Raw genomic sequence first — 24,714 nt, 5'->3', positions numbered from 1 at the left:
CACGTGGGCGACCGACGGCGCTGCCTCCCCGGGGGCGGCGCCGTCGGCGTTCCCGACAGCGACCGCGCCGCCTACCATGGCGTCATGCCGCCGAGTCCCCTCCCCGACGTGCCCGCCGTCCAGCTCGTCCTCGCCTCCGCCTCCCCGGCTCGACGGGCGACCCTCCGCTCCGCCGGCGTCGAGCCGGTCGTCGTCGTGAGCGAGGTCGACGAGGACCTGACCGTCGCCGAGGCGACGGATCGCTACGGCCCGCTCGAGCCGGCCGACATCTCGCTGCTGCTGGCCCGCGCCAAGGCCGAGGACGTCGCGGCCCGCGTCGACGCGGGCGTCGTCGTGCTCGGCTGCGACTCGGTGCTCGAGCTCGACGGGGAGGTCCACGGCAAGCCGGGTGACGCCGCGGAGGCCGTGTCCCGGTGGCGCCGGATGCGAGGCCGGTCAGGGGTGCTGCACACGGGCCACTGGCTCGTCGACGAGCGCGGCAGCGGCGGCGCCACGCTGGGCGCGACGGCGTCCACGACCGTCCACTTCGCGAAGCTCTCCGAGGAGGAGATCGAGGCCTACGTCGCCACGGGCGAGCCGCTCACCGTGGCCGGGGCCTTCACCATCGACGGTCTCGGCGGCGCGTTCGTCACGGCTGTCGAGGGCGACCACCACAACGTCGTCGGCCTGTCCCTGCCGCTGCTGCGCGACCTCCTGGCCGATGCCGGGGTCGAGTGGTTCGACGTCGTCGGCGGGGTCGCGAGGGGCGACGGTCAGGGGTAGAGGTCGTCGGTGAGGTTCTCGATGACGAGGTAGTGCTCGGTCCACCACCACATCTGGGCCGCGCCGATGACGACGATCAGCCCGAGCAGCCAGTAGCGGTAGCGCCGCCACCAGCGCAGCTTGAGGAACCACGCGATGACGAGCGTCATCGGGAACGCGAGCAGGGCGTAGCGCACGCGGCTCGGCGTCGTGCTCGTCACGAGGATGATGTACGCCGGATAGGCGCCCGCCCAGCCCCAGATCTCCGGGCCCCAGCGCCACGAGTTCTTCGTCAGCATGAACCACGTGAACGCGGCGATGCCCAACACTCCCGCGACCTGCCCGACGACCCCCCAGTAGTCGTAGAGGAGGTTCCACCACAGGTAGAGCTTGATCTTCGTCTCGATGTTCCAGGCGAGCATCGTGTCGTTGTACGCGTTGGGCGTGTCGGTCGCGATCGTGACGATCGTCGGCCAGAGGAAGGTCAGGGCCCCCGCGTATGCGGCGAGCGCCGCCAACCCGACGCGCAGACGCACCGGGTGCTCGCCCTCGTCACCCTGCCGCCACCGGACGACCGCGTGGGCGATGATGACCGGCACCATCGCGATGACGACGTTGCGGCTCAGGGACAGGACGAGGAGCGCCAGAGCCACCCACCAGTACTGCCGCTTGCGGAGCAGCCACAGGACGGTGACGACGCCCAGCAGGGCCGTCGACTCGGTGTAGGAGGCCGAGAAGGCCGGCGACGCGATGAAGAAGCACGTGGCGACGACGGCGACGATCGCCTCCCAGCGACCGACGGCCTGGTCGACGAGCTTGAAGAGGACGTGCATCGCGGCGAAGCCGATGACGATCGACAGCGTCGGCGCGACGACGGCGAAGGGCAGGCCGGTGACCTTCATGATGAGTCCGGCGGTCATCGGGAACACCGGGAAGAAGGCCCACGGGTTCATGTCGATGCCGCCCCAGCCGACCCGGGGCAGCACCGCGGGGTAGCCCTGCTCGGCGATGACGCGGTACCACTGGCCGTCCCAGCCCGTCATGACCGCGGCGTAGCCGGGGTCGGCGGGCGAGGGGTAGAAGATGCGGATGTTGGCCGTGCCGATGGGCAGCGGGATCTGGTAGCGCGAGAGGTAGGTCGCGGCGACCCAGACGAAGAGACGCGAGACGGCGAAGACCGCGAACGGGAACCAGACCGGGAAGCGGCGCCAGAACGGCTGCTTCCGCTCGAGGTCCCGGTCGGGGTGCTCGAGCCTGTGACCGAGGCGCGGCTCAGACCGGCGGGACGGAGCGTCGGCGCTCGCTGAAGTGACGGTCACGCCGGGAAGCATAAGCCAGTCGGCGCACCAGGTCCGAGCGCAGCTCATCCGCCTCGATGATGGAGTCGAGGACCAGATCGGCCGCGAGACGCTCGATGTCGACGTCCTCCTCGTACTCCCGCCGCCGGTCTGCCACGAATCGTGCCTGTTCGTCCGGGTCGGCGATCTCGGCGATCTTGTTCGCGTAGACGGCGTTGACGGCAGCCTCCGGCCCCATCACCGCGATGCGCGCGGTCGGCAGCGCGATCGTGGCGTCAGGTCCGAAACCGGGTCCGCCCATGGCGTAGAGCCCCGCCCCGTAGGCCTTGCGGACGACGACGCAGAACTGCGGCACGGTCGCGGACGAGACGGCGCTGACCATCTTGGCGCCGTGACGGATGATGCCGCCGCGCTCGACCTCGGAGCCGATCATGAAGCCGGGCACGTCGGCGAGGTAGACGAGCGGGATGTTGAAGGCGTCGCACAGCCAGATGAAGCGCGCGGCCTTGTCGGCGCTGTCGGTGAAGAGCACGCCGCCCTTGACCATCGAGTTGTTGGCGACGATGCCGACGGTCTGGCCCTCGAGACGGCCGAAGCCGATGACGAGCTCGCCGGCCCAGAGGGGCTTGAGCTCGAAGAAGGAGTCGTCGTCGACGAGCCCGTCGATGACCTCGTGGACGTCGAAGGGCACCGACTCCCGCTCGGGCACGGTCGCACGGGTCAGCGGCGTCGCGGGCTCCTCGGCGGCATACGTGGGCGGGTGGTCGCGCCAGCTGCCGGGGACGTAGGAGAAGTAGAGCTTGGCCAGCTCGATGGCCTCGGCGTCGTCGTGGGCGAGCAGGTCACCGACACCGGAGACCGTGCAGTGCATCCGGGCGCCGCCCATCTCCTCGAGGGAGACCTTCTCGCCGACGACCATCTCGGCCATGCGCGGGCTTCCGAGGTACATCGACGCATTGCCCTCGACCATGATGATGAGGTCGCAGAAGCTGGGGATGTAGGCGCCGCCCGCGGCACTCGGACCGAAGAGGCAGCAGATCTGCGGCACCTTGCCCGAGAGCGCCACCTGGTTGTGGAAGATGCGCCCGGCGCCGCGGCGGCCGGGGAACATCTCGACCTGGTCGGTGATGCGGGCGCCTGCCGAGTCGACGAACCAGAAGACCGGCAGCTCCTCACGCAGTGCCATCTCGGTGGCGCGGACGATCTTCTCGACGGTCCGGGCGCCCCAGGAGCCGGCCTTGACGGTCGGGTCGTTGGCGATGACGATCGCCGCTCGTCCGTCGACGGTGCCGCGTCCCGTGACGACGCCGTCGGCCGGGAGACCCGGCGCCAGGGCGTTGGCGTAGCGGCCGTCCTCGACGAACGAGCCCTCGTCGAAGAGCAGCGCGATGCGGTCGCGGACGTAGATCTTGCCCTGCGCGTCGAGCTTGGCCTGGGCCTTCTCCGGCGCGCTGGCGGACGCCGTGTGGGCGGCCGCGAGACGGGTCCGGACGTCGGCGACGCGCGGGTCGCCGTGCGGGTCGCCGTGCGGGTCAGGGCTCGGCGTGGTGCCGGGGGTGGTGCTCGGTGCGGTCCCGGTCATGCCGGCAGACCCATCCCGCGGGCGATGAGCATGCGCTGGACCTCGGACGTGCCCTCGCCGATCTCGAGGATCTTGGCGTCGCGGTAGAAGCGGGCCACGGGGTACTCCTCCATGAAGCCGTTGCCGCCGAAGACCTGCGTCGCGATCCGGGTGGCCGTGACGGCGGCCTCGGTCGAGTAGAGCTTGGCGATGGCGGCAGCCTGCTTGACCTCCTTGACGGAGCGCTTGCCGGCGTGGAGCTCGTCCTTGAGCCACGCCGCCTTGTAGGTCAGCAGCCGGGCGCCCTCGACCATGACCGCGAGGTCGGCCAGCTGGAACGAGACGCCCTGGTTGACGCCGATCGGGCGGCCGAAGGCGACGCGGGTCTTCGCGTAGTCGGTGGCGAGCTCGAGGCAGGCCTGGGCGCAGCCGACGGCGAGTGCCGAGATGGCGATGCGGCCGTCGTCGAGGGTCTTGAGGAACTGCTTGAAGCCCTCCACCTCCGCGCCGAGGAGGTGGTCGGCGGGGACGCGGCAGTCCTCGAACGTGAGGCCGTGGGTGTCGGAGACGTGCCAGCCGAGCTTGTGGTACGCCGGCTCGACGACGAAGCCCCGGGTGCCGGCGGGCACCATGATCGCCGAGATCTGCGGCGAGCCGTCCTCGTTCGTGCCGGTGCGCGCGGTCACGGTGACGACGGAAGTGATGTCGGTGCCGGAGTTCGTGATGAAGGCCTTGGCGCCGTTGACGACCCACTCGTCGCCGTCGCGGACGGCTCGCGTGCGGGTCGCACCGGCATCGGAGCCGGCCTCGGGCTCGGTGAGGCCGAAGCCGGCGAGGGCGCGGCCGGCGACGAGGTCGGGCAGGAAGCGCTGCTTCTGCTCCTCGGTCCCGTAGGTGAGGATCGGGTTGATGCCGAGCCCCACGCCCGCGGACAGCGTGATGCCGATCGACTGGTCGACGCGGCCCAGCTCCTCGATGGCGACGCAGAGGCTGGTGAAGTCGCCGGACTCCCCTGCGCCGCCGTACTCCTCCGGCACGACGAGGCCGAACAGCCCGAGGTCACCCATCTTCGGCACGAGGTCGGCCGGGAAGTAGGCGGCGGCGTCCCACTTGGCGATGTGGGGCGCGACCTCCTTCTCGGCGAAGTCGCGGACGACCATCCGGAAGTCCTCGTGGTCCTGGCTGAGCTCGAACATCGCTGTTCTCCTGAAGGGGTGGCGGCCATCACGCGCTCGTGACGCGTGCTTGACGTTGACGTAAACGTAAAGCACTATCGACCCCATGACAAGTGACACCTCGACCACGCACCGGTCCTCGCGGACCGGCGAGACGTGGACCATCGCCCAGGTGGCCGAGGCGTTCGACGTCACCCACCGGACGGTGCGCCACTACGAGGACCTCGGGCTCATCTCCCCCGAGCGTCGCGGCACGCAGCGCGTCTACCACCGCCGCGACCGCACGCGCCTCGGCCTGATCCTGCGCGGCAAGCGGCTCGGTTTCCCGCTCGAGGAGATCCGCACGATCATCGACCTCTTCGACGCCCCGCGCGGTCGTCGCACCCAGCTCGAGTACGTCCTGGACCAGATCGACGAGCGCCGCACCGACCTCGAGCAGCGGCTGCGGGACGTGCAGGACGCCATCGCCGAGCTCGGCGAGTTCGAGCGCCGCTGTCGCGACGACCTCGGGCGCCTCGACCACGTGTGAGGGGCCGGGCCCCGCGTGACACGATGGGGACATGAGCGCTGAAGACACGAAGATCTCCGCCTACGCCCACCCCGAGCGGCTCGTCACGACCGAGTGGCTCGCGGAGCAGGTCTCGGCCGGCGGCATCGGCGGCCCGGACGGGATCGTGCTGCTCGAGTCCGACGAGGACGTCCTGCTCTACGAGACCGGTCACATCCCCGGCGCGCTCAAGATCGACTGGCACGTCGACCTCAACGACCCCGTGACGCGCGACTACGTCGACGGCGCCCGGTTCGCCGAGGTGATGGGTCAGCGCGGCATCAGCCGCGACACGACCGTCGTCATCTACGGCGACAAGAGCAACTGGTGGGCGGCCTACGCCCTCTGGGTCTTCAGCCTCTTCGGCCACGATGACGTCCGGCTGCTCGACGGCGGCCGGGCGAAGTGGGTCGCGGAGGGCCGCGAGCTGACTCGCGAGGTGGCGTCCCCGACGGCCGTGGACTACCCCGTCGCCGAGCGTGACGACGCCCCGATCCGCGCGTTCAAGGACGACGTCCTCGCGCACCTCGGCAAGCCCCTCGTCGACGTCCGCTCCCCCGGCGAGTACTCCGGTGAGCTGCTCCACATGCCCGACTACCCCCAGGAGGGGGCGATGCGCGGCGGACACATCCCCGGCGCGAAGTCGGTGCCGTGGGCGCGCGCTGCCGACGAGGACGGCTCGTTCAAGTCGCGCGAGGACCTCGAGGCGATCTACCTCGAGGAGCAGGGCCTGACGCCGTCCGACGACGTCGTCGCGTACTGCCGCATCGGCGAGCGCTCGTCGCACACGTGGTTCGTCCTGACCCACCTGCTCGGCTTCGAGGCCGTGCGCAACTACGACGGCTCGTGGACCGAGTGGGGCAACGCCGTGCGCGTGCCCATCGAGAAGTGACCCCGACGCGAGACAGGAGCCCCTCGTGAGCGACACCCCGCTGCCGGCCTCCCTGGCCGAGATCGCCGAGGACTTCCGCTCGGCGAGCAACGACCTCAAGCTGCAGCTCCTGCTGGAGTTCAGCGACGAGCTACCGGGACTGCCCGAGCGTTATGCCGGCCACCTCGACCAGCTCGAACGTGTCGACGAGTGCCAGTCGCCGCTCTTCCTCACGGTCGAGGTCGCCGACGGCCCCTCGCTCGAGGACCGGGTCGTCAGCCTCTTCTTCGACGCACCCGCTGAGGCCCCGACGACCCGCGGCTTCGCCGGCATCCTGCACGAGGGTCTCGACGGCCTCTCGGCCGCCGAGGTGCTGGGCGTCCCCGACGACGCCCCGATGCGCTTCGGTCTCGCCGAGGCCGTGTCACCCCTGCGCATGCGCGGGATGGTGGCCATGCTCGGCCGCATCAAGCGCCAGGTACGCGCCAAGACCGCCGTCTGACCCCGCCACTCACCGCGCCTATGTCAGTGCCCCACCCAGCGGGGCACTGACATAGCCGCCAACCCCCGCCGCCCGCCGGGCAACCACCCGCGCTCGCGCTGCTTGACAGCAACAGAACCTGGGATGTCTGCCGCGGACAGTGCGAGCGGGTGTGGGCCATCGAGGGCTGCGAGGGCATCGGCTACGTCACTGCCCCACCCAGCGGGGCACTGACGTAGCCGCCGAGCCCGGCCACCTGCTGGGCAACCACCCGCGCTCGCTACGTCACTGCCCCACGGGGCGGGGCAGTGACGTGGCGATCTGTCCACACCCCCCGGACGTGTCGCTCGCCTGTGGATCGTGAACGTACGACCTCGCTGCAGTGTCGGCACCGACGCCGATGATCACGACCATGAGCCCGGAACGGATGCAGGCAGAGGACGTGGTTGCGCGTTACGTCGTGCGGGCACGCCGACTCGCCGACCTCAGCCAGCGCGAGCTCGCAGCACGGGTGGGAGTCTCGTCGAGCACCGTGGGTCGCTACGAGACCGGCTCCGTGGCGCCTGGCTTCGGCATCTTCGCGGAGATCCTCGCGCTCGCGGGGCTCCACCTCGCCGTCGTCGACGGTGACGGGAACGAGGTGATGCCCGTGCCGGTCGACACCGTGCGGGACAACCAGGGGCGACGGTTCCCTGCCCACCTCGACGTCGCCCCTCCGGACGAGGTGCCCTTCGAACGCTGGGCTTTCCCGCGCTACGACCGGCCCGAGGCTCGGGGCTGGTTCCGCCACCGGGCCGCCCGGGACGAGCTGGCCGAGGCCGCACCCCTCAGAGGACGCCCGACCGACCATCCGACTGAGGCGGCGCTCACGCTGCGCCATCGCCTCATGCGAGGGCGGCAGCCTCGTATCGACGCACCACCGATGGCCGACGTCGAGTGCGCGTGCCTCGACGTCTGCTTCGAGGAGCTGTGCACCGCTGCATGTCCCTGCCAGTGCGAGCCGCGCGGCCTCAGGGTCCGCAGACGCCTCGCGCTCCCCGGCGAAGACGAAGGCGACGACGCGCGCCTGGGCCCGGCGGGGCGCCTCGGCACTACGCCGCCCATCGTGTAGTGCTCGGATGATCGTCGCCCACGGTGTCTGGCGGCGCTCGGGCACACCGACCCCCTCACGCAACACCAGAGCGCGGGAGCAACGGACGACACGTGGGTCAACCCCCGATGCGGGTGCGCACCTCGTAGAGCTCGGGGAAGAAGGTCAGGTCGAGGGCGCGGCGCAGGAAGTCGACTCCCGTCGAGCCGCCGGTGCCGGTCTTCTGCCCGATCGTGCGCTGCACGACCTGGAGGTGGCGGAAGCGCCACTGCTGGAAGTTGTCCTCGAGGTCGACGAGCTCCTCGCACGTCTCGTAGACGCCCCAGTGCTCGTTCGGCTCGGCGTAGACGGCCGCGAAGACGTCGACGAGCCCCTCGTCGTGGCGGTAGGGCTGGGTCCAGTCGCGGTCGAGCAGGCCTGCCGGGACGGCATACCCACGTCGACCGAGGTAGGCGAGGAACTCGTCGTAGAGGCTGGGCTCGTGCAGCAGCGCGTCGAGCGCCGAGCGGGCGCCCTCGTCGTGCGAGAACACGGCCACCATGTCGGCGTTCTTGTTGCCGAGGAGGAACTCGACCTCGCGGTACTGCGCCGACTGGAAGCCCGAGCTCGCGGCGAGGAAGGGGCGGATCTGCGCGTACTCGCTCGGCGTCAGCGTCGCGAGCACCGACCACTGGTCCGTCAGTGTGTGCTGGATGTGCTTGACGCGGGCGAGCCTCTTGAGCGCCGGCGCCAGCTCGTCGTCCCTGAGCAGGCTTCTGGCAGAACGGAGCTCGTGGATGAGGAGCTTGAGCCACAGCTCCGACGTCTGGTGCTGGATGATGAAGAGCAGCTCGTCGTGCTGGGGCGGCTCGCTCAGCGGCTGCTGCGCGCTGAGGAGGGTGTCCAGCCGCAGGTAGTCGCCGTAGGACATCTTGCGCGTGAAGTCGCGCTGGATCCCCTCCTCCAGGTCGCGCTTGCTGCGTCGGTCGGGCCCTCCCGGGGCGGCACTGTCCATGCCGGCGATCTTAGGGGTGGGGTCAGCGCGACCGCGGACGGATGCTGACGAGGTGGGACACGACGCCCGGCACCCAGCCGGTCTCGCCGCGCATCCACCGCGCACCGACGAGGTTGTGCGGCACGACCACCGTGTCGGCACGTGCCGCCACGAGGCCGAGGTCGGTGCCGAAGACGTCGGTGACGACGGCCCAGTCCCGCGCGCTGTGGCGCGCGAGGTGCTCGCCGATGGCCACGGCATACGTCTCGACGACGACGTCCGGCCCCTCTCCCGAGCCACCCTCGTCGGCCCAGCGGCGGTAGGCCGTGTCGTAGTGGGCGCCGATCGACGCGAGGTCGTCGACGTCCACCCCTTCAGCGGCGGCGTGCTCGAGCGCCGAGGCGATGCGGTCCCGCTCCTCGTCACCGAGCGGCACCGCGACCGGGCGCCCGGAGACGTCGGGGCCGAGCGCGTCGTCCGGGTCCTCGCCGACGTCGGGCTCCAGGCCCGCGGGCTCGTCGGTGTCGTCCTTGCCCTTGCGCGAGAACAGTCCCATGCCCGCCAATCTAGTGGCTCGGGCCCACCCCGGGTCAGGTCAGCCGAAGGTGTCCGGGTCGGGGCCGGTGCGCGTGCCCCGGTCGAGGCCCGCGAGGGCCTCGAGGTCGTCGTCCCCGAGGCGGAAACCGAAGATCTCGACGTTCTCCGCGATGCGGGCCGGGGTCACCGACCGCGTCAGCACGACGTTGCCGAGCTCGACGTGCCAGCGCAGCACGAGCTGGGCCGGCGTGACCGAGTGCTTGGCGGCGAGGTCGCGGACGACCGGGTCGTCGAGCAGGCCGGCGCGCACGGCGAGCGGGCTCCAGGCCTCGGTGACGATGCCGTGCTCGGCATGGAAGCCGCGCAGCTCACGCTGCTGGAGGTAGGGGCTCAGCTCGACCTGGTTGACCGACGGCAGGACTCCGGTCTCGTCGAGCAGGCGCTGGAGGTGGGGCACCTGGAAGTTGCAGACACCGACCGAGCGGACCCGGCCCTCGCCCTGGAGCTCGAGCATCGCCCGCCACGCGTCGACGTAGGCGTTCTGCTGGGGCGCCGGCCAGTGGATGAGGTAGAGGTCGAGGACCTCGATGCCGAGGCGCTGCATCGACGCGTCGAAGGCGGCGGCGACGTTCGTGTGGTCGTCGTTCCAGACCTTCGTCGTGACGAAGACGCCGTCGCGGTCGACGTCCTCGCGGGCGAGGACCCGGCCGACGCCCTCCTCGTTGCCGTAGATCCGGGCGGTGTCGATGTGGCGGTAGCCGTCGTCGAGGGCCTGCCCGAAGGCGGCGTCGACGGCACGGTCCGGGACCTCCCAGACGCCGAAGCCGATCTGCGGGATGGCCAGGCCGGGGGTGGAGGCGTGGCCGAGGTCGAGGGTCGGGGCGGACTCGTGTGTCGTCATGCCGTCCACGCTAGGTCGAGGCGGACCGAGGCGGTGTGCGCGACCTCACTCCGAGACGACCGGGAATACGCCGGATGACGCCGAATTGACGTGACGTCAGCCCGATAGAGTCCGATCCATGGCACCCATCAGCAAGGTACTGATCGCAAACCGTGGTGAGATCGCCGTCCGCATCGCGCGGGCGTGCGCGGACAGTGGGATCGCCTCGGTCGCGGTCTACGCCGACCCGGACCGGGATGCCCTGCACGTCAAGGTCGCCGACGAGGCGTACGCCCTCGGGGGCTCGACCCCCGGTGAGAGCTACCTCGTCCAGGAGAAGCTGCTCGACGTCGCCCGTCAGGCCGGGGCGGACGCGGTCCACCCCGGCTACGGCTTCCTCGCCGAGAACGCGTCGTTCGCCCAGGCCGTCATCGACGCCGGGCTGGTCTGGATCGGCCCCGGACCGCAGGCCATCGACTCGCTGGGCGACAAGGTCAAGGCGCGCCACATCGCCACGAAGGCCGGCGCACCGCTCGTGCCCGGCACGAAGGATCCCGTCTCCGGGGCCGACGAGGTCGTCGAGTTCGCCAAGGAGCACGGCCTGCCCGTGGCGATCAAGGCGGCCTACGGCGGCGGCGGACGCGGCCTCAAGGTCGCCCGCGCGATGGAGGAGATCCCCGACCTCTACGACTCGGCCGTCCGCGAGGCCGTGACGGCGTTCGGCCGTGGCGAGTGCTTCGTCGAGCGCTTCCTCGACCACCCACGCCACGTCGAGACCCAGTGCCTCGCCGACCAGCACGGCAACGTCGTCGTCGTCTCGACCCGCGACTGCTCGCTCCAGCGCCGCAACCAGAAGCTCGTCGAGGAGGCCCCCGCGCCCTTCCTCACCGAGGAGCAGCACACCGAGCTGCTCCGCGCGAGCAAGGCGATCCTCAAGGAGGCCGGCTACGTCGGCGCCGGGACGTGCGAGTTCCTCGTCGGGCCGGCCGGCGACATCAGCTTCCTCGAGGTCAACACGCGCCTGCAGGTCGAGCACCCCGTGACCGAGGAGGTCACCGGCATCGACCTCGTGCGCGAGCAGTTCCGCATCGCGAACGGCGAGTCCCTCGACTACGGCGACCCCGAGCCCCACGCCCACTCGATCGAGTTCCGGATCAACGGCGAGGACGCCGGCCGGGGCTTCCTCCCGGCCCCGGGCACCGTGAGCCGCATGGTCGTGCCGCAGGGCCCCGGCGTGCGCTGGGATGCCGGCATCGTCGAAGGCGACACGGTCGCCGGCGCGTTCGACTCCATGATCGCCAAGCTCGTCATCACCGGCCGCACCCGCGAGCAGGCCATCGAGCGCTCCCGTCGGGCGCTGGCTGAGCTGACCATCGAGGGCATGCCGACGGTCGTCCCCTTCCACCGCGCGGTCGTCGCCGACCCGGCCTTCGCACCGGCCGACGGCGCGCCGTTCACGATCCACACCCGCTGGATCGAGACGGAGTTCGACAACACCATCGAGGCGTATGCCGGCCCGGCGGCCGACACGGCCGAGGCGGAGGAGCGCCAGACCGTCGTCGTCGAGGTCGGCGGCAAGCGCCTCGAGGTCTCGCTCCCGGGCGGCCTCTCGCTCGGTGGTGGCGGGGGCGCCTCCGCGGCGAAGAAGAAGGCGCCCAAGCGGTCTGGCGGTGGCAAGTCCGGTGGCGCCGCCTCCGGCGACTCCCTCACGGCCCCGATGCAGGGCACCATCGTCAAGATCGCCGTCGAGGAGGGTGCGACCGTCGCGGCGGGCGACCTCGTCATCGTCCTCGAGGCGATGAAGATGGAGCAGCCGATCACGGCCCACAAGGCCGGTGTCGTCTCGGGCCTGACCGCGAAGGTCGGCGAGACCGTCACGTCGGGCGCCGTGCTCGCCGAGATCGCGGACGTCGTCGAGGCCTGAACGACGCAGAACGGACAACGACGAGGGCCGACCTGCCGCGAGGCAGGTCGGCCCTCGTGCGTGCGCCTCCGGGTGAGCGGCGCTCGCGTCAGCCCTGCCTGGCTGGCGGGTCGCCGAGGGTGATGTCACCCTCGCCCGATCCGGGCAGGTTGGGGTCGGGGACGCCGGGCAGGTCCTGCTCACCCGCGGGCTCGCCGGCTGGCGGGATCTCCGATGGTCCTGGTCCACCGGGCAGGTGGGGGTCGACGGGGGCCGGGTCGGTCGGGTCGACCGGGGGCCTCGGCTCGGTGGGTCCCGGAGCGGGCGCCGGGGTCGGGGTCGGGGTGGGCACGGGTTCCGGTGTGGGCGCAGGCGCCGGGGTCGGAGCCGGCTCGGGCGTCGGAGCCGGGGCGGGGCTCGGCGCCGGCGCGGGCGGGGGCGGCGGCTCAGGGGCGCCGGGCGGCTGAGTGCCCTCCGCGTCGGCTGGCAGCCCGAGGCTCTCCTTGAGCGTGTCGGTGCCCTGGTCGACCTGGTCTGCGTACTTGCCGCCGGTGCGCTCGTTGATGAGCTCCTCGGCCTTGTCGAGACCCTGCTCGGCCTGCTCGGGGTGACCCTTGACGAAGTCCTTGGCCTTCTGGATCCAGTCGCTCACTGCGTGTGCCTCCACGGTCCGACCTGCCCAGGAACGTCCGACCCGCGGCCCGGGCGACCTCCCTGACGTGGCGACGACGCCGCCACCGTCCCGACGCTACGCCTCTGGCACACTGCACGTGTGTTTGCGACCCTCACCACTGCCACGGCCGAGCAGCCCGTCTTCTCCGTGGCGAACCTCGTCATCCTCATCGTCGTGGCGGCGATCCTCTACCCGCTCCAGAAGAAGCTGCGCCAGGTGGTCTCGCGCCGCCGACGCGAGCGGTGGGCCGAGGAGGACCGGCGCGCAGACCTCGAGCGCGGTCCGGCAGACCGGCCGGCGCCGGGCGACGAGCAGCCCTGAGCCACCGACGGCGTATGCCGTCCGCCCGAGTCCCGCGGCGACGCTGGCCTGCGCCTCGTCCCGCGTCGTCCCGCGTCGTCCCGCGCGGGTGTCAGTCGGACTGGTGCAGCTGGCGCGCCGCCTCGGCGATCGAGCCGGCGAGCGAGGGATAGACCGTGATGGTGCTCGACACCTGGTCGACGCTGAGCCGGTTCTGCACGGCCAGCGCCACGGGGTAGATCAGCTCTGAGGCCTTCGGCGCGACGACGACGCCGCCGAGCACCGTGCCGTAGCCCTTGCGGCAGAAGAGCTTGACGAAGCCGTCGCTGATGCCCTGCATCTTGGCGCGCGGGTTGCGGGCGAGCGGCAGGGTGACCGACTCGACCTCGGGTGACTCGTCGGCGGCGTTCTGGCTGATGCCGACCGTCGCGATCTCGGGCTCGGTGAAGATGTTGGCGGCGACCCCCCGGACGTTGAGCGGCGACACGGCGTCGCCGAGCGCGTGCCACATGGCGATGCGGCCCTGCATGGCCGCGACCGACGCGAGGGGCAGCACCCCGGTGCAGTCGCCCGCCGCGTAGACGCCGCCGGCACTGGTGCGCGAGACGCGGTCGACCTGGACGTGTCCGGAGGGGCTGAGCTCGACGCCGGCCTCCTCGAGGCCGAGGCCCGCAGTGTTGGGCACGGACCCGACGGCGAGCAGCGCGTGCGAGCCCTCGACCGTGCGGCCGTCGACGAGGGTCACGACGACGCCGTCGGCGGTGCGCTCGACCGAGGCCGCACGCGACTTGTTGAGGACCTCCATGCCGCGCTTGCGGAAGACGTCCTCGATGACGGTGGCGGCGTCGGCGTCCTCGCCGGGCAGCACCCGGTCACGGGAGGAGACGAGGACGACCTGGGAGCCGAGGCCGAGGTAGGCCTGGGCGAGCTCGGCGCCGGTGACACCGGAGCCGATGACGATGATGCGCTCGGGCAGCTCCTCGAGGGAGTAGATCTGCTGCCAGGTGAGGATGCGCTCGCCGTCGGGCCGCATCGTGTCCATGACGCGGGGCGCAGCGCCCGTGGCGACGAGGACGACGTGGGCGGTGAGCTCCCGCGTCGTGCCGTCGGCGAGCTCGGCGACGACGCGCTCGCGACCGGCGAGCCGGGCGGTGCCGCGCAGGACCGTGACACCGACCTGCTCGAGGCTGCCCTGGATGTCAGCGCTCTGGGCGGCCGCGAGCTCGAGGATCCGGTCGTTGACGGTGTGCGCCTGGGCGACGGCGTCGGACACCTCGTCACCGTCGTCGTCCTGCAGACGCACGCCGAGGCGCGAGGCCGTCTCGAAGTCGGACATGTAGTCGGCGGTCGCGATGAGGGCCTTGCTCGGCACGCAGTCCGTGAGGACCGCCGCGCCGCCGAGGCCGTCCTTCTCGACGATCGCGACCCGCGCCCCGAGCTGGGCCGCGACGAGGGCCGCCTCGTAGCCGCCGGGGCCGCCGCCGATGATGACAACGGATGTCTCGCGCGTGATCACGGGACCATCCAACCATCCCCCGCGCCGAGGCCCGGCCGGCCCCCGAGCCGCCGCCCGGGGAGCGGTTCCTGCGCCGCGACGACCTCGCTAGAGTCCTGAGCGTGACCAGTTCCCACCGCGATCTCAGCGACCCCTCCACCGACCCCTTCGACGTCGCCGCCGACGCCGCCGCCGTCATCGCCGAGCGCACCGGCGTCGACCACCACGACGTCGCGCTCGTGCTCGGCTCGGGCTGGAGCCAGACCGCCGACCTCATCGGTGAGACGCTCGCGACCGTCGACAACGCCGACGTCCCCGGCTTCCACAAGGCCGCCGTCGCCGGCCACTCCGGCAGCATGCGCTCGGTCGCCATCGGCGACACCGGCCGCCGGGCCCTCGTCTTCGGCACCCGCACCCACTTCTACGAGGGACGCGGCGTGCGGGCGGTCGTCCACGGTGTGCGCACCGCGAAGGCCGCGGGCTGCTCGACGGTCGTCCTGACCAACGGGTGCGGCGGCCTCAACCCGGCCTGGGCGCCCGGCACCCCGGTCCTCATCCGCGACCACATCAACCTCACCGCGCACTCCCCCATCGAGGGTGCGAACTTCGTCGACCTCACCGACCTCTACACCCCGCGGCTGCGCGACCTCGCCCGCGAGGTCGACCCCGACCTCGACGAGGGCGTCTACGTCCAGTTCCGCGGCCCACACTACGAGACCCCGGCCGAGGTGCAGATGGCCAAGGTCATCGGCGGCGACCTCGTCGGCATGTCGACGAGCCTCGAGGCGATCGCCGCGCGTCAGGCCGGGCTCGACGTCCTCGGCATCTCGCTCGTCACCAACCTCGCCGCGGGCATCTCGGACCAGCCGCTGAGCCACGCGGAGGTGCTCGAGGCCGGCCAGGCCGCCGCCGAACGGTGCGGTCGCCTGCTCGCAGCAGTCGTGGGGCGTCTCTGATGACGACCGTCGACACGACCGAGACGTTGTATGCCGCGGCGCGCGCGTGGCGCGACGACGACCCCGACCCGACGACGCGTGACGAGCTCGATGCCGTCCTCGGGCGGGCCGCCGCGGGAGACGCGGAGGCCGCCGCCGACCTCGCCGACCGCATGGCGGGCCTGCTCGAGTTCGGGACCGCGGGCCTGCGCGGGGCCCTCGGCGCCGGCCCCAACCGGATGAACCGCAGCGTCGTCATCCGCGCGGCAGCCGGCCTCACGGCATACCTCAAGGACGAGGGGCGCGCCGGCGAGGCGCCGACCGTCGTCGTCGGCTTCGACGCGCGCTACAACTCCGACGTCTTCGCCCGCGACACGGCCGCGGTCGTCGTCGCGGCCGGCGGTCGGGCGCTGCTGCTGCCCCAGCCCCTTCCGACGCCGGTCCTCGCGTTCGCGATCCGCCACCTCGGCGCCGATGCCGGCGTCATGGTGACGGCGAGCCACAACCCGCCTCAGGACAACGGCTACAAGGTCTACCTCGGCGATGGCAGCCAGATCGTGCCGCCGGCCGACGCCCAGATCGCCGCCCACATCGGTCGCGTCGAACGGGTGGCCGACGTGCCCCGCGTGTCGGAGGGCTGGGAAACGCTGGGCGACAACCTCCTCGAGGACTACGTCGACGCCGTCGTCAGCGTCGTCGACCCGCACTCACCGCGCGACCTGCGCATCGTCCACACGAGCCTGCACGGCGTCGGCCACGGCACGGTGCACACGGCCTTCGTCCAGGCGGGCTTCGCGGCCCCGGTCGTCGTCGACGAGCAGGCCGTGCCGGACCCGGACTTCCCGACCGTCGCCTTCCCGAACCCCGAGGAGAAGGGTGCGATCGACCTCGCGCTCGCCCGTGCGCGCGCCGTCGGCTGCGACCTCGTCATCGCCAACGACCCCGATGCCGACCGCTGCGCCGCCGCCGTGCTCGATCCGGCGCTCGGCGACTGGCGGATGCTGCGCGGCGACGAGGTGGGGGCACTGCTCGGCGCGCACATCGTGCAGCGAGGTGTCTCGCGCCGCGACGTCTTCGCCAACTCCATCGTGTCCTCGCGCCTGCTCGCGTCGATCGCCAAGGCGGCCGGGCTCGCCCACGAGGAGACGCTGACCGGCTTCAAGTGGATCTCCCGCGTCGACCGGCTGCGCTACGGCTATGAGGAGGCGCTCGGCTACTGCGTCGCCCCGCAGCTCGTCCGCGACAAGGACGGCGTCAGCGCCGCCCTCCTGCTCGCCGAGCTCGCGGCCGGCCTCAAGGCGCAGGGTCGCACCCTCATCGACCTGCTCGACGACCTCGCGATCGAGCACGGCGTCCACGCGACCGACTCGTTTGCGGTGCGCGTCTCGGACCTCGCCCAGACCGACACCCTCATGGGCCGCCTGCGCGCCGAGCCACCCACCACCGTGGCCGGCGTCGACGTCGCCCGCGTCGACGACCTCGCGGAGGGCGACGGTGGGCTGCCGCCGACCGAGGGACTGCGCTACCACCTCGCCGACCGCTCGCGGGTCGTCGTCCGCCCGAGCGGCACCGAGCCCAAGGTGAAGGTCTACCTCGAGGTCATCGAGCCGGTGGCCGGTCCGGCGTCGCTCGGGGAGTCCCGTGCGGTCGCCGAGACGCGCCTCGCCCGGGTCCGGGCCGACCTGGAACGCCTCACGTCCCTGTGACGCCGCTCCACGCGTACGCCATCGACGGCGTACGCGTGGGGCCGGGTCACCCTGGCCCGTCGGAGCGGGCCCCGTCAGAGCGGGCCCCGTCAGACGACGAACGTGCCGATGACGAAGAACGCGAGGCCGACGAGGAGCAGGCCGACGGACGCCGGGTCCCAGACCTGGTGCGCGATGCGTGGCGTCCGACCGTCCTTGCGCTTGCGGTCGGCGCTCATCCGGGCCTCGACCTCGGCCGCGACGGCCTGCGCCTCGACCTTCGACTTCGCCGGCTCCTCGGTGGTCCCCTTGCCCCGCACTTTGTTGGCGCCCACGGTCAGCATGCCGCGGCCGTACCTCGGACGACCGGGGTCGGCCGGCACCCCCCACGCGGTGTAGCGGCGGCCGTCCGCCACGACCTCGAGCGCCCAGCGTGACCTGACCTCGCTGATGGCCGGCCACGTGACGTCGACGACCCGCAGCGGGTTGACGAGTCGGATCCCCTCGGCGTGGATGACGACGCAGGGGCGCACGACGAAGAGCCACAGGAGCACGAGTGCGAGCACCACGGTCGAGATGAGCGTCCAGCTGCGCGGCTCGGTCAGCACTCCGGGGACGAGCAGGGCGACGCCGGCCGCCGCGCCGATGACGCCGACGGTGACCGACGAGCCGGGCCGGAGCGTGCGGGCATCGCGCAGGGCGACGCGCTCGGGATGCTCCTCGGCGGGTGAGTCGGAGGGCAGCGGGGACACGTCGGGGCTCACGGACAGACTCTCTCACGCGTCACGGGCCGTCTCGATAGGTGGATAGACTCCCGTGGTGACAGTTAGCACCACGACGCGCACCGCGCAGGACCTCACCGCGCAGGCGCGGGACGTCCTCGGGGTGTCGCGCCTGACGAACCATGCCCTCACCTCCTGGCTGCACGGCCTGCCCGGAGTCGACCAGGTCGGCTGCGAGGCGCGGGCCGCGTCCCTCGGCACCCGCTCGATCAAGACGACGAGCAAGGCCTGGGCGATCGACACCGCCATCGGGATGATCGACCTGACCACCCTCGAGGGCTCCGACACGGTCGGCAAGGTCCGGTCCCTGTGCGCCAAGGCCCTCGTGCCCGACCCGCTCGACCCCACGACGCCGCGTCCCGCCGCCATCTGCGTCTACGGCGACATGGTCGCGACCGCGAAGGCCGCGCTCGCCGATAGCGGCATCCACGTCGCCGCGGTGGCGACGGCCTTCCCGTCCGGTCGCGCGAGCATGCCGGTCAAGCTGGCCGACACCCGCGACGCCGTCGAGGCCGGCGCCGACGAGATCGACATGGTCATCGACCGCGGTGCGTTCCTCTCGGGTGACTACCTCACCGTCTTCAACCAGATCACCGAGGTCAAGCAGGCCTGCGGCACGGCGCACCTCAAGGTCATCATGGAGACCGGCGAGCTCGTCACCTACGACAACGTCCGCCGCGCCTCGTACCTCTCGATGCTCGCGGGCGGTGACTTCATCAAGACCTCCACGGGCAAGGTGCAGCCCGCCGCCACCCTGCCCGTCACGCTCATCATGCTCGAGGCCGTGCGCGACTGGCGCGACCTCACCGGCAGCCAGGTCGGCGTCAAGCCGGCCGGTGGCATCAAGACGACCAAGGACGCCATCAAGTACCTCGTCATGGTCAGCGAGATCGCCGGCGACGACTGGCTCTCGCCCGAGTGGTTCCGCTTCGGTGCCTCGAGCCTGCTCAACGACCTCATCCTCCAGCGTCAGAAGCTCGCCACGGGTGCCTACTCCGGCGCCGACTACGTGACGATCGACTGACTGTGACTGCCTGACTGACCGACCGCGCCTCACACGACAGCGCCCACGAAAGACACCCTGATGCCGAAGTTCGAGTACGCCCCAGCGCCGGAGTCGCGCGCCATCGTCACGATCGAGAAGTCCTACGGTCTCTTCATCGACGGTGCGTTCACGCGTCCCAAGGCGACCTTCCCCACCGTCAACCCCGCCGACGAGACGGTCCTCGCCGAGGTGAGCCAGGCCGGCCCCAAGGACGTCGACAAGGCCGTCGCCGCGGCCCGCCGCGCCTACGAGGGCGTCTGGGGCCGGATGAGCGGCGCCGAGCGCGGCAAGTACCTCTTCCGCATCGCCCGCATCCTGCAGGAGCGCGCCCGCGAGTTCGCCGTCCTCGAGTCGCTCGACAACGGCAAGCCGATCAAGGAGACCCGCGACTTCGACGTGCCGACCGCCGCCGCGCACTTCTTCTACCACGCAGGCTGGGCCGACAAGCTGGAGTATGCCGGGCTGGGTGCTCCCGGGGACGCGCCGGCCCGCGCGCACGGTGTCGTCGCACAGATCGTCCCGTGGAACTTCCCGCTGCTCATGCTCGCGTGGAAGGTGGCGCCGGCGCTGGCCACCGGCAACACGGTGGTGCTCAAGCCCGCCGAGACCACTCCGCTCAGTGCGCTGCTCTTCGCCGAGGTGTGCCAGCAGGCCGACCTGCCCGCCGGAGTCGTCAACATCGTCACGGGTGACGGCCGCACCGGTCAGGCGCTCGTCGAGCACCCTGACGTCGACAAGATCGCCTTCACCGGCTCGACCGAGGTCGGCAAGATCATCGCCCGGTCGATCGCCGGGACCGCCAAAAAGGCCACCCTCGAGCTCGGTGGCAAGGCCGCCAACATCATCTTCGACGACGCGCCCATCGAGCAGGCCGTCGAGGGCATCGTCGGTGGCATCTTCTTCAACCAGGGCCAGGTCTGCTGCGCCGGCTCGCGCCTGCTCGTCCAGGAGAACATCCACGACCAGGTCATCGCCAAGCTCAAGCGGCGCCTGCAGACGCTGCGCGTCGGCGACCCCCTCGACAAGAACAGCGACCTCGGCGCGATCAACTCGCGCGAGCAGCTCGACCGCATCACGATGCTCGTCGACGCGGGGGTCGCCGAGGGTGCCGAACGCTGGAGCCCGGCATGCACGTTGCCCACCAAGGGCTTCTGGTACCCGCCCACGCTGCTGACCGGCGTCTCGCAGACGCACCGCGTCGCGACCGAGGAGATCTTCGGCCCGGTCCTGACCGTTCTGACCTTCCGCACGCCCCAGGAGGCGGTGGCGAAGGCCAACAACTCCGCCTACGGCCTCTCCGCCGGTGTCTGGACCGAGAAGGGCTCGCGCATCCTCTGGATGGCTGACCAGCTCAAGGCCGGCGTCGTCTGGGCCAACACCTTCAACCGCTTCGACCCCAGCTCGCCGTTCGGCGGCTACAAGGAGTCGGGCTACGGCCGCGAGGGCGGTCGCCACGGCCTCGAGGCCTATGTCACCACCGCCCCTTCGACCCTGACGGGAGCCGCCCGATGAGCCGCCTCGACGTGCGCAAGACCTACAAGCTCTACATCGGGGGCAAGTTCCCGCGCAGCGAGTCCGGGCGCTCCTACGAGGTCGTCTCGGCCTCGGGCGAGTTCCTCGCCAACGCGGCCATGGGCTCGCGCAAGGACGTCCGCGACGCGGTCGTCGCCGCGCGTGCCGCCCTGCCCGGCTGGTCGGGTGCCACCGCCTACAACCGCGGGCAGGTGCTCTACCGCGTCGCCGAGGTGCTCGAGGGTCGCCGCGCCCAGTTCGTCGAGGAGGTCGCCGCGAGCGAGGGCCTGACGGCTCGCGCGGCGGGTGCCGTCGTCGACGCCGCGATCGACCGTGTCGTCTGGTACTCCGGGTGGACCGACAAGATCGCCCAGGTGCTCGGCAACCTCAACCCGGTCGCCGGACCGTTCTTCAACGTGTCGGCTCCCGAGCCGACGGGTGTCGTGGGAGTGCTTGCGCCGCAAGCCTCCTCGCTGCTCGGGCTCGTGTCCGTCGTGGCCCCGGTCATCGCGTCGGGCAACACGGCCGTCGTCGTGTCGTCGGCCGCTCGTCCGCTGCCGGCGGTGACCTTCAGCGAGGTGCTCGCGACGTCCGACGTGCCCGGTGGCGTCGTCAACATCGTCACGGCACAGACCGCCGAGGTCGCCACGTGGCTCGCGGCGCACCGCGACGTCAACGCCATCGACCTCACCGGTGTCGCCGGCGCCGAGGGCGTCGACTGGGCCGCGCTCGAGGCGGAGGCCGCCGGCAACCTCAAGCGCGTCTACCGACCGGCTCTGGCCGACGGCGCTCCCGTCGAGCCCGACTGGAACGCCGACCCCGGTCTCGGTCGCATCCGGGCCTTCGTCGAGACGAAGACCGTCTGGCACCCCAAGGGTCTCTGACCCGGTCCCTGGACCTGGTGGAGGAGGGCGAGGTGGCGTCGGTCGACCACCGCTCGGGCGACACCGCGGGCGAGCAGCCCGCGGGTCGGACCGGCACCGACCCCGCCGGTGCGCCGGCGACCGGCGGGACCGGCCGTGACCGCCGCCGCGTCATCCTCCTGACCGGACCGAGCGGAGCCGGCAAGAGCCGGCTCTCGGCACGCCTCAGCACCACCCACGGGTGGCCGGTCGTGCGGCTCGACGACTTCTACCGCGAGGCGAGCGACCCGCAGCTGCCCCGCTCCCCCCTGGGCATCCCCGACTGGGACCACGCCGACTCGTGGGACGCCCAGGCCGCGGTCGAGGCGCTGCGGAAGCTGGTCGACGACGGCCGCGTCGAGGTGCCCGTCTACGACATCGGCGCCTCTGCGGTGACGGGTCGGCACGTCGTGGAGGCCCGCCCCACCGACTTCGTCCTCGCCGAGGGGCTCTTCGCGGGACGTCTCGTCGAGCCGCTGCGCCGGGAGGGACTGCTCGCCGATGCCCTGTGCGTGCGCCAGAACCGCAGCCTGACGGCCCTGCGCCGCTTCGTGCGTGACCTCTCAGAGCGTCGCAAGCCGCCTCACATCCTCGTGCGCCGTGGGCTCGCCCTGTGGCGCGACGAGCCCCGGGTCGTCGCACAGGCACGCGCAGACGGCGCCCGCTGCCTGCATCCCCGACAGGCGGAGTCCGAGCTCGGCACCCTCCTCGGGGTCGGTGCCTCGACGTGAGGCTCGTCGGTCTGCTCGGAGGCATGAGCTGGGAGTCGAGCGCGGAGTACTACCGCCTCGCCAACGAGATGGTCCGTGAGCGGGTCGGCGGCCTGGCCTCGGCGCGACTGCTCCTGCACTCCGTCGACTTCGCCGAGGTCGAGCGGCTCCAGGCGGAGGACCGCTGGGACGAGGCCGGCGCGCTGCTCGCGACGGCGGCCGCGGGACTGGAGGCCGGCGGGGCCGAGCTGCTCGTGCTGTGCACCAACACCATGCACAAGGTGGCTCCCGCCATCGAGGCTGCCGTCTCGATCCCCCTGCTGCACATCGGCGACGTGACCGCGCGGGCAGTGCGCGCTGCGGGCCTCGAACGAGTCGGTCTGCTCGCCACCTCCTACACGATGGAACAGGACTTCCTGCGCGAGCGTCTCGCTGGTCACGGGCTCACCGTGCTCGTGCCCGACGGCGGCGACCGCGCGGTGGTCCACCGCATCATCTACGAGGAGCTGTGCCTCGGCGTCGTGACCGAGGAGTCCCGGCAGGCCTACCGCGACGTCATCGCGCGGCTCGTCGCTGCCGGCGCCGAGGGTGTCATCCTCGGCTGCACCGAGATCGAGCTGCTCGTCGACCAGTCCGACGCGGACGTGCCGGTCTTCCCGACGACGCGCCTGCACGTCGAGGCCGCCGTCGACGCCGCGCTCGCGGACGACTGACCTCTCTGTCCCTCACGCCACACGGCCGGTTCGAGGTGATCGCGCGCCCCCAGCGGGCGTCACGGTCACCTCGGACCGGGCGAGGTACGGACGCTCTCAGGCGATGGGCGGGGCCTGGTAGCCGAGGGCTGCGTAGCCTGGCTTGATGACGTCGTCGATGAGTGCCAGACGCTCGTCGAAGGGGATGAAGGCCGACTTCATGGCGTTGATCGTCACCCAACGCAGGTCCTCGAGGGTCCAGCCGGCCTCGTCGCGCAGCAGGGCCGCCTCCTTGCTCATCGACGTGTCGCTCATGAGCCGGTTGTCGGTGTTGAGCGTGACGCGGAAGCGCAGGCGACGCAGCAGCGTGATCGGGTGCAGCGCGATCGACGGCGCCGCGGAGGTCTGCAGGTTGCTGCTCGGGCACATCTCGAGGGGGATGCGCTTGTCGCGCACGTAGGCCGACAGGCGCCCCAGACGCACGCGGTCCAGCTCGAGCGACGTCAGCGCGTCGGCCTCGTCCTTGTTCCCCTCGACCCACTGCGCGAAGGGTGCGCCGTCGATGGTGATGTCGTCGACGATGCGGACACCGTGACCGAGACGGTCCGCGCCGCACCACTGGATCGCCTCCCAGATCGACGGCAGACCGAAAGCCTCCCCGGCGTGGATCGTGAAGTGGAAGTTCTCGCGGCGGAGGTACTCGAACGCGTCGAGGTGACGGGTGGGCGGATAGCCGGCCTCTGCGCCGGCGATGTCGAAGCCGGACACGCCCTCGTCGCGGTAGCGGATCGCGAGCTCCGCGATCTCGGTCGACTTCGCCGCGTGGCGCATCGCCGTGAGCAGCGAGGTGACCCGGATCGGGTGACCGGCGGCCGCCGCCTTGGCCTCTCCGTCGCGCAGACCGGCGTTGACGGCCTCGACGACTCCCTCGAGCGTCAGACCCCGGGTCAGGTGCTGCTCCGGCGCATAGCGGCTCTCGGCGTAGACCACGCCGTCGGAAGCCAGGTCCTGGGCGCACTCGCTCGCGACCCGGAACAGGCCCTCGCGCGTCTGCATGACGGCCAGGGTGTGGTCGAAGGTCTCGAGGTAGCGCGGGAGCGACCCCGAGTCGGCGCTCTCACGGAACCACGTGCCGAGGGCGGCCGCCTCGGTCTCGGGCAGGGCGTCGTAGCCGACGTCCGCGGCCAGCTCGATGATCGACTGGGGGCGCAGGCCGCCGTCGAGATGATCGTGGAGCAGGACCTTGGGAGCGCGCAGCACGTCGTCCGAGCTCACGACGCGTCCCCGGCCGCCGTGTCGGCGTCCTCCTCGCGATGGACCGAGTCCGGGCTGAAGGCCGGCAGGCAGACGGCGACGTACTCCGCGCCCTCGGGACCGCACGAGTAGCGGATGCGCTCACCGCCGCGCGTGATCACCGACTGGCCTGCGCCCACCTCGAGCGTGCCGCCGTCGTGGTCGATGAGCACCGTGCCGGCGAGAACGAGCGTGATCTCGTCGAACTCGGGGGCCTGGAAGGGCTCGGACCATCCGGCCGGCGCCACCATGCGAGCGACCGAGACCGAGCCCTGCAGACGGGCGTCAGGAGTGTTGACGGCACCGATGTGCTCGTCGATGACCTTGCCACCGGGAACGGGGATGCGGGTCGGGGAGGGGATGAGTTCAGGCACGGACCAACCCTAGTCCCTCCGACTTGGACGCCCCATCCCCTGACGGTGAGCGGCCCGACGGGGATCGGACCGGTGTCGGAACGGCAGAGCCACACCGTCAAAAGGGGCATGGAAATGCGACAACCCCGCCAACGGTGTTGGCGGGGTTGTCGTGAATGGTTGTCCGGCTGCGTCCTACTCTCCCACACCGTCACCAGTGCAGTACCATCGGCGCTGAAGGGCTTAGCTTCCGGGTTCGGAATGGAGCCGGGCGTTTCCC

At 71.6% G+C, this 24,714-nt stretch carries 25 protein-coding genes and 1 rRNA gene; 14 read left to right on the top strand and 12 right to left on the bottom strand.

Going from position 1 to position 24,714, the window contains the following annotated elements; all coding sequences use genetic code 11:
• Positions 1-84: 84 nt before the first annotated feature.
• Entirely contained in the window at positions 85-762 is a 678-nt protein-coding gene (locus ASE25_RS19300; protein WP_056773222.1) for a nucleoside triphosphate pyrophosphatase, read from the top strand.
• Here ASE25_RS19300 and ASE25_RS19295 read toward each other — a convergent pair.
• The 3 genes from ASE25_RS19295 to ASE25_RS19285 are packed head-to-tail and all read right to left on the bottom strand — an operon-like array spanning position 753 to position 4,796.
• Positions 753-2,060, bottom strand: a complete 1,308-nt coding sequence (locus ASE25_RS19295) for a hypothetical protein (protein WP_235508756.1) — start codon at positions 2,058-2,060, stop codon at positions 753-755. The genes ASE25_RS19300 and ASE25_RS19295 overlap by 10 nt on opposite strands.
• Positions 2,014-3,621, bottom strand: coding sequence for an acyl-CoA carboxylase subunit beta (locus tag ASE25_RS19290; protein ID WP_056773143.1), 1,608 nt, complete (start codon positions 3,619-3,621; stop codon positions 2,014-2,016). The genes ASE25_RS19295 and ASE25_RS19290 overlap by 47 nt, the downstream gene beginning before the upstream one ends.
• Positions 3,618-4,796 (bottom strand): acyl-CoA dehydrogenase family protein, encoded by a 1,179-nt coding sequence (locus ASE25_RS19285; protein ID WP_056827060.1) that lies wholly within the window; start codon positions 4,794-4,796, stop codon positions 3,618-3,620. Before ASE25_RS19285 ends, ASE25_RS19290 begins: the two co-directional genes overlap by 4 nt.
• 85 nt (positions 4,797-4,881) lie before the next feature.
• On the opposite strand from ASE25_RS19285, the gene ASE25_RS19280 reads away from it, so the two are divergent.
• From ASE25_RS19280 to ASE25_RS19265, 4 genes are all read left to right on the top strand, one after another.
• The gene (locus ASE25_RS19280; protein WP_056773138.1) at positions 4,882-5,304 is read left to right on the top strand and encodes a MerR family DNA-binding transcriptional regulator; all 423 of its coding nucleotides are present in this window, start codon (positions 4,882-4,884) and stop codon (positions 5,302-5,304) included.
• Positions 5,305-5,335: 31 nt separating this feature from the next.
• Positions 5,336-6,214: a sulfurtransferase gene (locus ASE25_RS19275; RefSeq protein WP_056773135.1), complete on the top strand. Its 879-nt coding sequence runs from the start codon at positions 5,336-5,338 to the stop codon at positions 6,212-6,214.
• 25 nt (positions 6,215-6,239) lie between these two features.
• Positions 6,240-6,695, top strand: coding sequence for a SufE family protein (locus tag ASE25_RS19270; RefSeq protein WP_056827059.1), 456 nt, complete (start codon positions 6,240-6,242; stop codon positions 6,693-6,695).
• 391 nt (positions 6,696-7,086) lie between these two features.
• Positions 7,087-7,785: a helix-turn-helix domain-containing protein gene (locus ASE25_RS19265; protein WP_162260623.1), complete on the top strand. Its 699-nt coding sequence runs from the start codon at positions 7,087-7,089 to the stop codon at positions 7,783-7,785.
• A gap of 97 nt (positions 7,786-7,882) precedes the next feature.
• Here ASE25_RS19265 and kynA read toward each other — a convergent pair whose 3' ends face one another.
• From kynA to ASE25_RS19250, 3 genes are read right to left on the bottom strand one after another with little or no spacing between them, the layout of a single operon-like run.
• Positions 7,883-8,758 (bottom strand): tryptophan 2,3-dioxygenase, encoded by an 876-nt coding sequence (kynA, locus tag ASE25_RS19260; RefSeq protein ID WP_056773122.1) that lies wholly within the window; start codon positions 8,756-8,758, stop codon positions 7,883-7,885.
• A 22-nt stretch (positions 8,759-8,780) separates the two neighbouring features.
• Positions 8,781-9,293 carry a DUF3806 domain-containing protein gene (locus ASE25_RS19255; RefSeq protein WP_056827057.1) on the bottom strand — a complete coding sequence of 171 codons (513 nt, stop codon included), beginning with the start codon at positions 9,291-9,293 and terminating at the stop codon, positions 8,781-8,783.
• A 39-nt stretch (positions 9,294-9,332) separates the two neighbouring features.
• Positions 9,333-10,175, bottom strand: coding sequence for an aldo/keto reductase (locus ASE25_RS19250; protein ID WP_056827216.1), 843 nt, complete (start codon positions 10,173-10,175; stop codon positions 9,333-9,335).
• Between the two features lie 118 nt (positions 10,176-10,293).
• Between ASE25_RS19250 and ASE25_RS19245 the strand changes: the two genes are divergently transcribed.
• The gene (locus ASE25_RS19245) at positions 10,294-12,078 is read left to right on the top strand and encodes a biotin carboxylase N-terminal domain-containing protein (RefSeq protein WP_056827056.1); all 1,785 of its coding nucleotides are present in this window, start codon (positions 10,294-10,296) and stop codon (positions 12,076-12,078) included.
• Between the two features lie 88 nt (positions 12,079-12,166).
• Here the strand turns inward: ASE25_RS19245 and ASE25_RS23565 are convergent, their stop codons facing one another.
• Positions 12,167-12,709, bottom strand: coding sequence for an antitoxin (locus tag ASE25_RS23565; protein ID WP_056827055.1), 543 nt, complete (start codon positions 12,707-12,709; stop codon positions 12,167-12,169).
• Positions 12,710-12,829: 120 nt separating this feature from the next.
• Here ASE25_RS23565 and ASE25_RS19235 point away from each other — a divergent pair, with 120 nt between their 5' ends.
• Positions 12,830-13,051: a hypothetical protein gene (locus tag ASE25_RS19235; RefSeq protein WP_056773095.1), complete on the top strand. Its 222-nt coding sequence runs from the start codon at positions 12,830-12,832 to the stop codon at positions 13,049-13,051.
• A 91-nt stretch (positions 13,052-13,142) separates the two neighbouring features.
• On the opposite strand, the gene ASE25_RS19230 is transcribed toward ASE25_RS19235, so the two are convergent.
• Positions 13,143-14,546 carry an NAD(P)H-quinone dehydrogenase gene (locus tag ASE25_RS19230; protein WP_056827054.1) on the bottom strand — a complete coding sequence of 468 codons (1,404 nt, stop codon included), beginning with the start codon at positions 14,544-14,546 and terminating at the stop codon, positions 13,143-13,145.
• A gap of 101 nt (positions 14,547-14,647) precedes the next feature.
• Between ASE25_RS19230 and ASE25_RS19225 the strand changes: the two genes are divergently transcribed.
• Positions 14,648-15,481 (top strand): purine-nucleoside phosphorylase, encoded by an 834-nt coding sequence (locus ASE25_RS19225; RefSeq protein ID WP_056827053.1) that lies wholly within the window; start codon positions 14,648-14,650, stop codon positions 15,479-15,481.
• Positions 15,481-17,166, top strand: coding sequence for a phospho-sugar mutase (locus tag ASE25_RS19220; RefSeq protein ID WP_056827052.1), 1,686 nt, complete (start codon positions 15,481-15,483; stop codon positions 17,164-17,166). Before ASE25_RS19225 ends, ASE25_RS19220 begins: the two co-directional genes overlap by 1 nt.
• An 89-nt stretch (positions 17,167-17,255) precedes the next feature.
• On the opposite strand, the gene ASE25_RS19215 is transcribed toward ASE25_RS19220, so the two are convergent.
• Positions 17,256-17,909 (bottom strand): PH domain-containing protein, encoded by a 654-nt coding sequence (locus ASE25_RS19215; protein ID WP_056773083.1) that lies wholly within the window; start codon positions 17,907-17,909, stop codon positions 17,256-17,258.
• A gap of 55 nt (positions 17,910-17,964) precedes the next feature.
• On the opposite strand from ASE25_RS19215, the gene deoC reads away from it, so the two are divergent.
• Genes deoC through ASE25_RS19190 form a run of 5 tightly spaced genes read left to right on the top strand, consistent with a single transcriptional unit; the run spans position 17,965 to position 22,809 of the window.
• Positions 17,965-18,951 carry a deoxyribose-phosphate aldolase gene (deoC, locus tag ASE25_RS19210; RefSeq protein ID WP_082623017.1) on the top strand — a complete coding sequence of 329 codons (987 nt, stop codon included), beginning with the start codon at positions 17,965-17,967 and terminating at the stop codon, positions 18,949-18,951.
• Positions 18,952-19,011: 60 nt separating this feature from the next.
• The gene (locus ASE25_RS19205; protein WP_056773080.1) at positions 19,012-20,484 is read left to right on the top strand and encodes an aldehyde dehydrogenase family protein; all 1,473 of its coding nucleotides are present in this window, start codon (positions 19,012-19,014) and stop codon (positions 20,482-20,484) included.
• Positions 20,481-21,368, top strand: coding sequence for an aldehyde dehydrogenase family protein (locus ASE25_RS19200; protein WP_056773078.1), 888 nt, complete (start codon positions 20,481-20,483; stop codon positions 21,366-21,368). The genes ASE25_RS19205 and ASE25_RS19200 overlap by 4 nt, the downstream gene beginning before the upstream one ends.
• A gap of 32 nt (positions 21,369-21,400) precedes the next feature.
• The gene (locus tag ASE25_RS19195) at positions 21,401-22,117 is read left to right on the top strand and encodes a uridine kinase (RefSeq protein WP_235508755.1); all 717 of its coding nucleotides are present in this window, start codon (positions 21,401-21,403) and stop codon (positions 22,115-22,117) included.
• Positions 22,114-22,809, top strand: coding sequence for an aspartate/glutamate racemase family protein (locus ASE25_RS19190; RefSeq protein WP_056827050.1), 696 nt, complete (start codon positions 22,114-22,116; stop codon positions 22,807-22,809). Before ASE25_RS19195 ends, ASE25_RS19190 begins: the two co-directional genes overlap by 4 nt.
• A gap of 96 nt (positions 22,810-22,905) precedes the next feature.
• On the opposite strand, the gene ASE25_RS19185 is transcribed toward ASE25_RS19190, so the two are convergent.
• The 3 genes from ASE25_RS19185 to rrf all read right to left on the bottom strand — a co-directional run.
• Positions 22,906-24,063, bottom strand: a complete 1,158-nt coding sequence (locus ASE25_RS19185) for an adenosine deaminase (RefSeq protein ID WP_056827049.1) — start codon at positions 24,061-24,063, stop codon at positions 22,906-22,908.
• Complete coding sequence (locus tag ASE25_RS19180; RefSeq protein WP_056773071.1) at positions 24,060-24,455, bottom strand: cupin; 396 nt, start codon at positions 24,453-24,455, stop codon at positions 24,060-24,062. Before ASE25_RS19180 ends, ASE25_RS19185 begins: the two co-directional genes overlap by 4 nt.
• Before the next feature lie 161 nt (positions 24,456-24,616).
• Positions 24,617-24,714: ribosomal RNA gene (rrf, locus tag ASE25_RS19175) — 5S ribosomal RNA — on the bottom strand; the annotation flags it as partial.

This window comes from Terrabacter sp. Root85, assembly GCF_001429185.1.
In the GTDB taxonomy this organism is placed as follows: Bacteria; Actinomycetota; Actinomycetes; order Actinomycetales; family Dermatophilaceae; genus Terrabacter.
Note: the sequence above shows the minus strand (reverse complement) of the source record. Positions and strands in the feature narration are given on the sequence as shown.

Coding starts and splice junctions, on each gene's coding strand:
- ASE25_RS19250 (WP_056827216.1), bottom strand. CDS start 10,175: ATGACGACACACGAGTCCGCCCCGACCCTCGACCTCGGCCACGCCTCC.
- ASE25_RS19200 (WP_056773078.1), top strand. CDS start 20,481: ATGAGCCGCCTCGACGTGCGCAAGACCTACAAGCTCTACATCGGGGGC.
- ASE25_RS19285 (WP_056827060.1), bottom strand. CDS start 4,796: ATGTTCGAGCTCAGCCAGGACCACGAGGACTTCCGGATGGTCGTCCGC.
- kynA (WP_056773122.1), bottom strand. CDS start 8,758: ATGGACAGTGCCGCCCCGGGAGGGCCCGACCGACGCAGCAAGCGCGAC.
- ASE25_RS19290 (WP_056773143.1), bottom strand. CDS start 3,621: ATGACCGGGACCGCACCGAGCACCACCCCCGGCACCACGCCGAGCCCT.
- ASE25_RS19220 (WP_056827052.1), top strand. CDS start 15,481: ATGACGACCGTCGACACGACCGAGACGTTGTATGCCGCGGCGCGCGCG.
- ASE25_RS19245 (WP_056827056.1), top strand. CDS start 10,294: ATGGCACCCATCAGCAAGGTACTGATCGCAAACCGTGGTGAGATCGCC.
- ASE25_RS19205 (WP_056773080.1), top strand. CDS start 19,012: ATGCCGAAGTTCGAGTACGCCCCAGCGCCGGAGTCGCGCGCCATCGTC.
- ASE25_RS19280 (WP_056773138.1), top strand. CDS start 4,882: ATGACAAGTGACACCTCGACCACGCACCGGTCCTCGCGGACCGGCGAG.
- ASE25_RS19275 (WP_056773135.1), top strand. CDS start 5,336: ATGAGCGCTGAAGACACGAAGATCTCCGCCTACGCCCACCCCGAGCGG.
- ASE25_RS19255 (WP_056827057.1), bottom strand. CDS start 9,293: ATGGGACTGTTCTCGCGCAAGGGCAAGGACGACACCGACGAGCCCGCG.
- ASE25_RS19265 (WP_162260623.1), top strand. CDS start 7,087: ATGAGCCCGGAACGGATGCAGGCAGAGGACGTGGTTGCGCGTTACGTC.
- ASE25_RS19300 (WP_056773222.1), top strand. CDS start 85: ATGCCGCCGAGTCCCCTCCCCGACGTGCCCGCCGTCCAGCTCGTCCTC.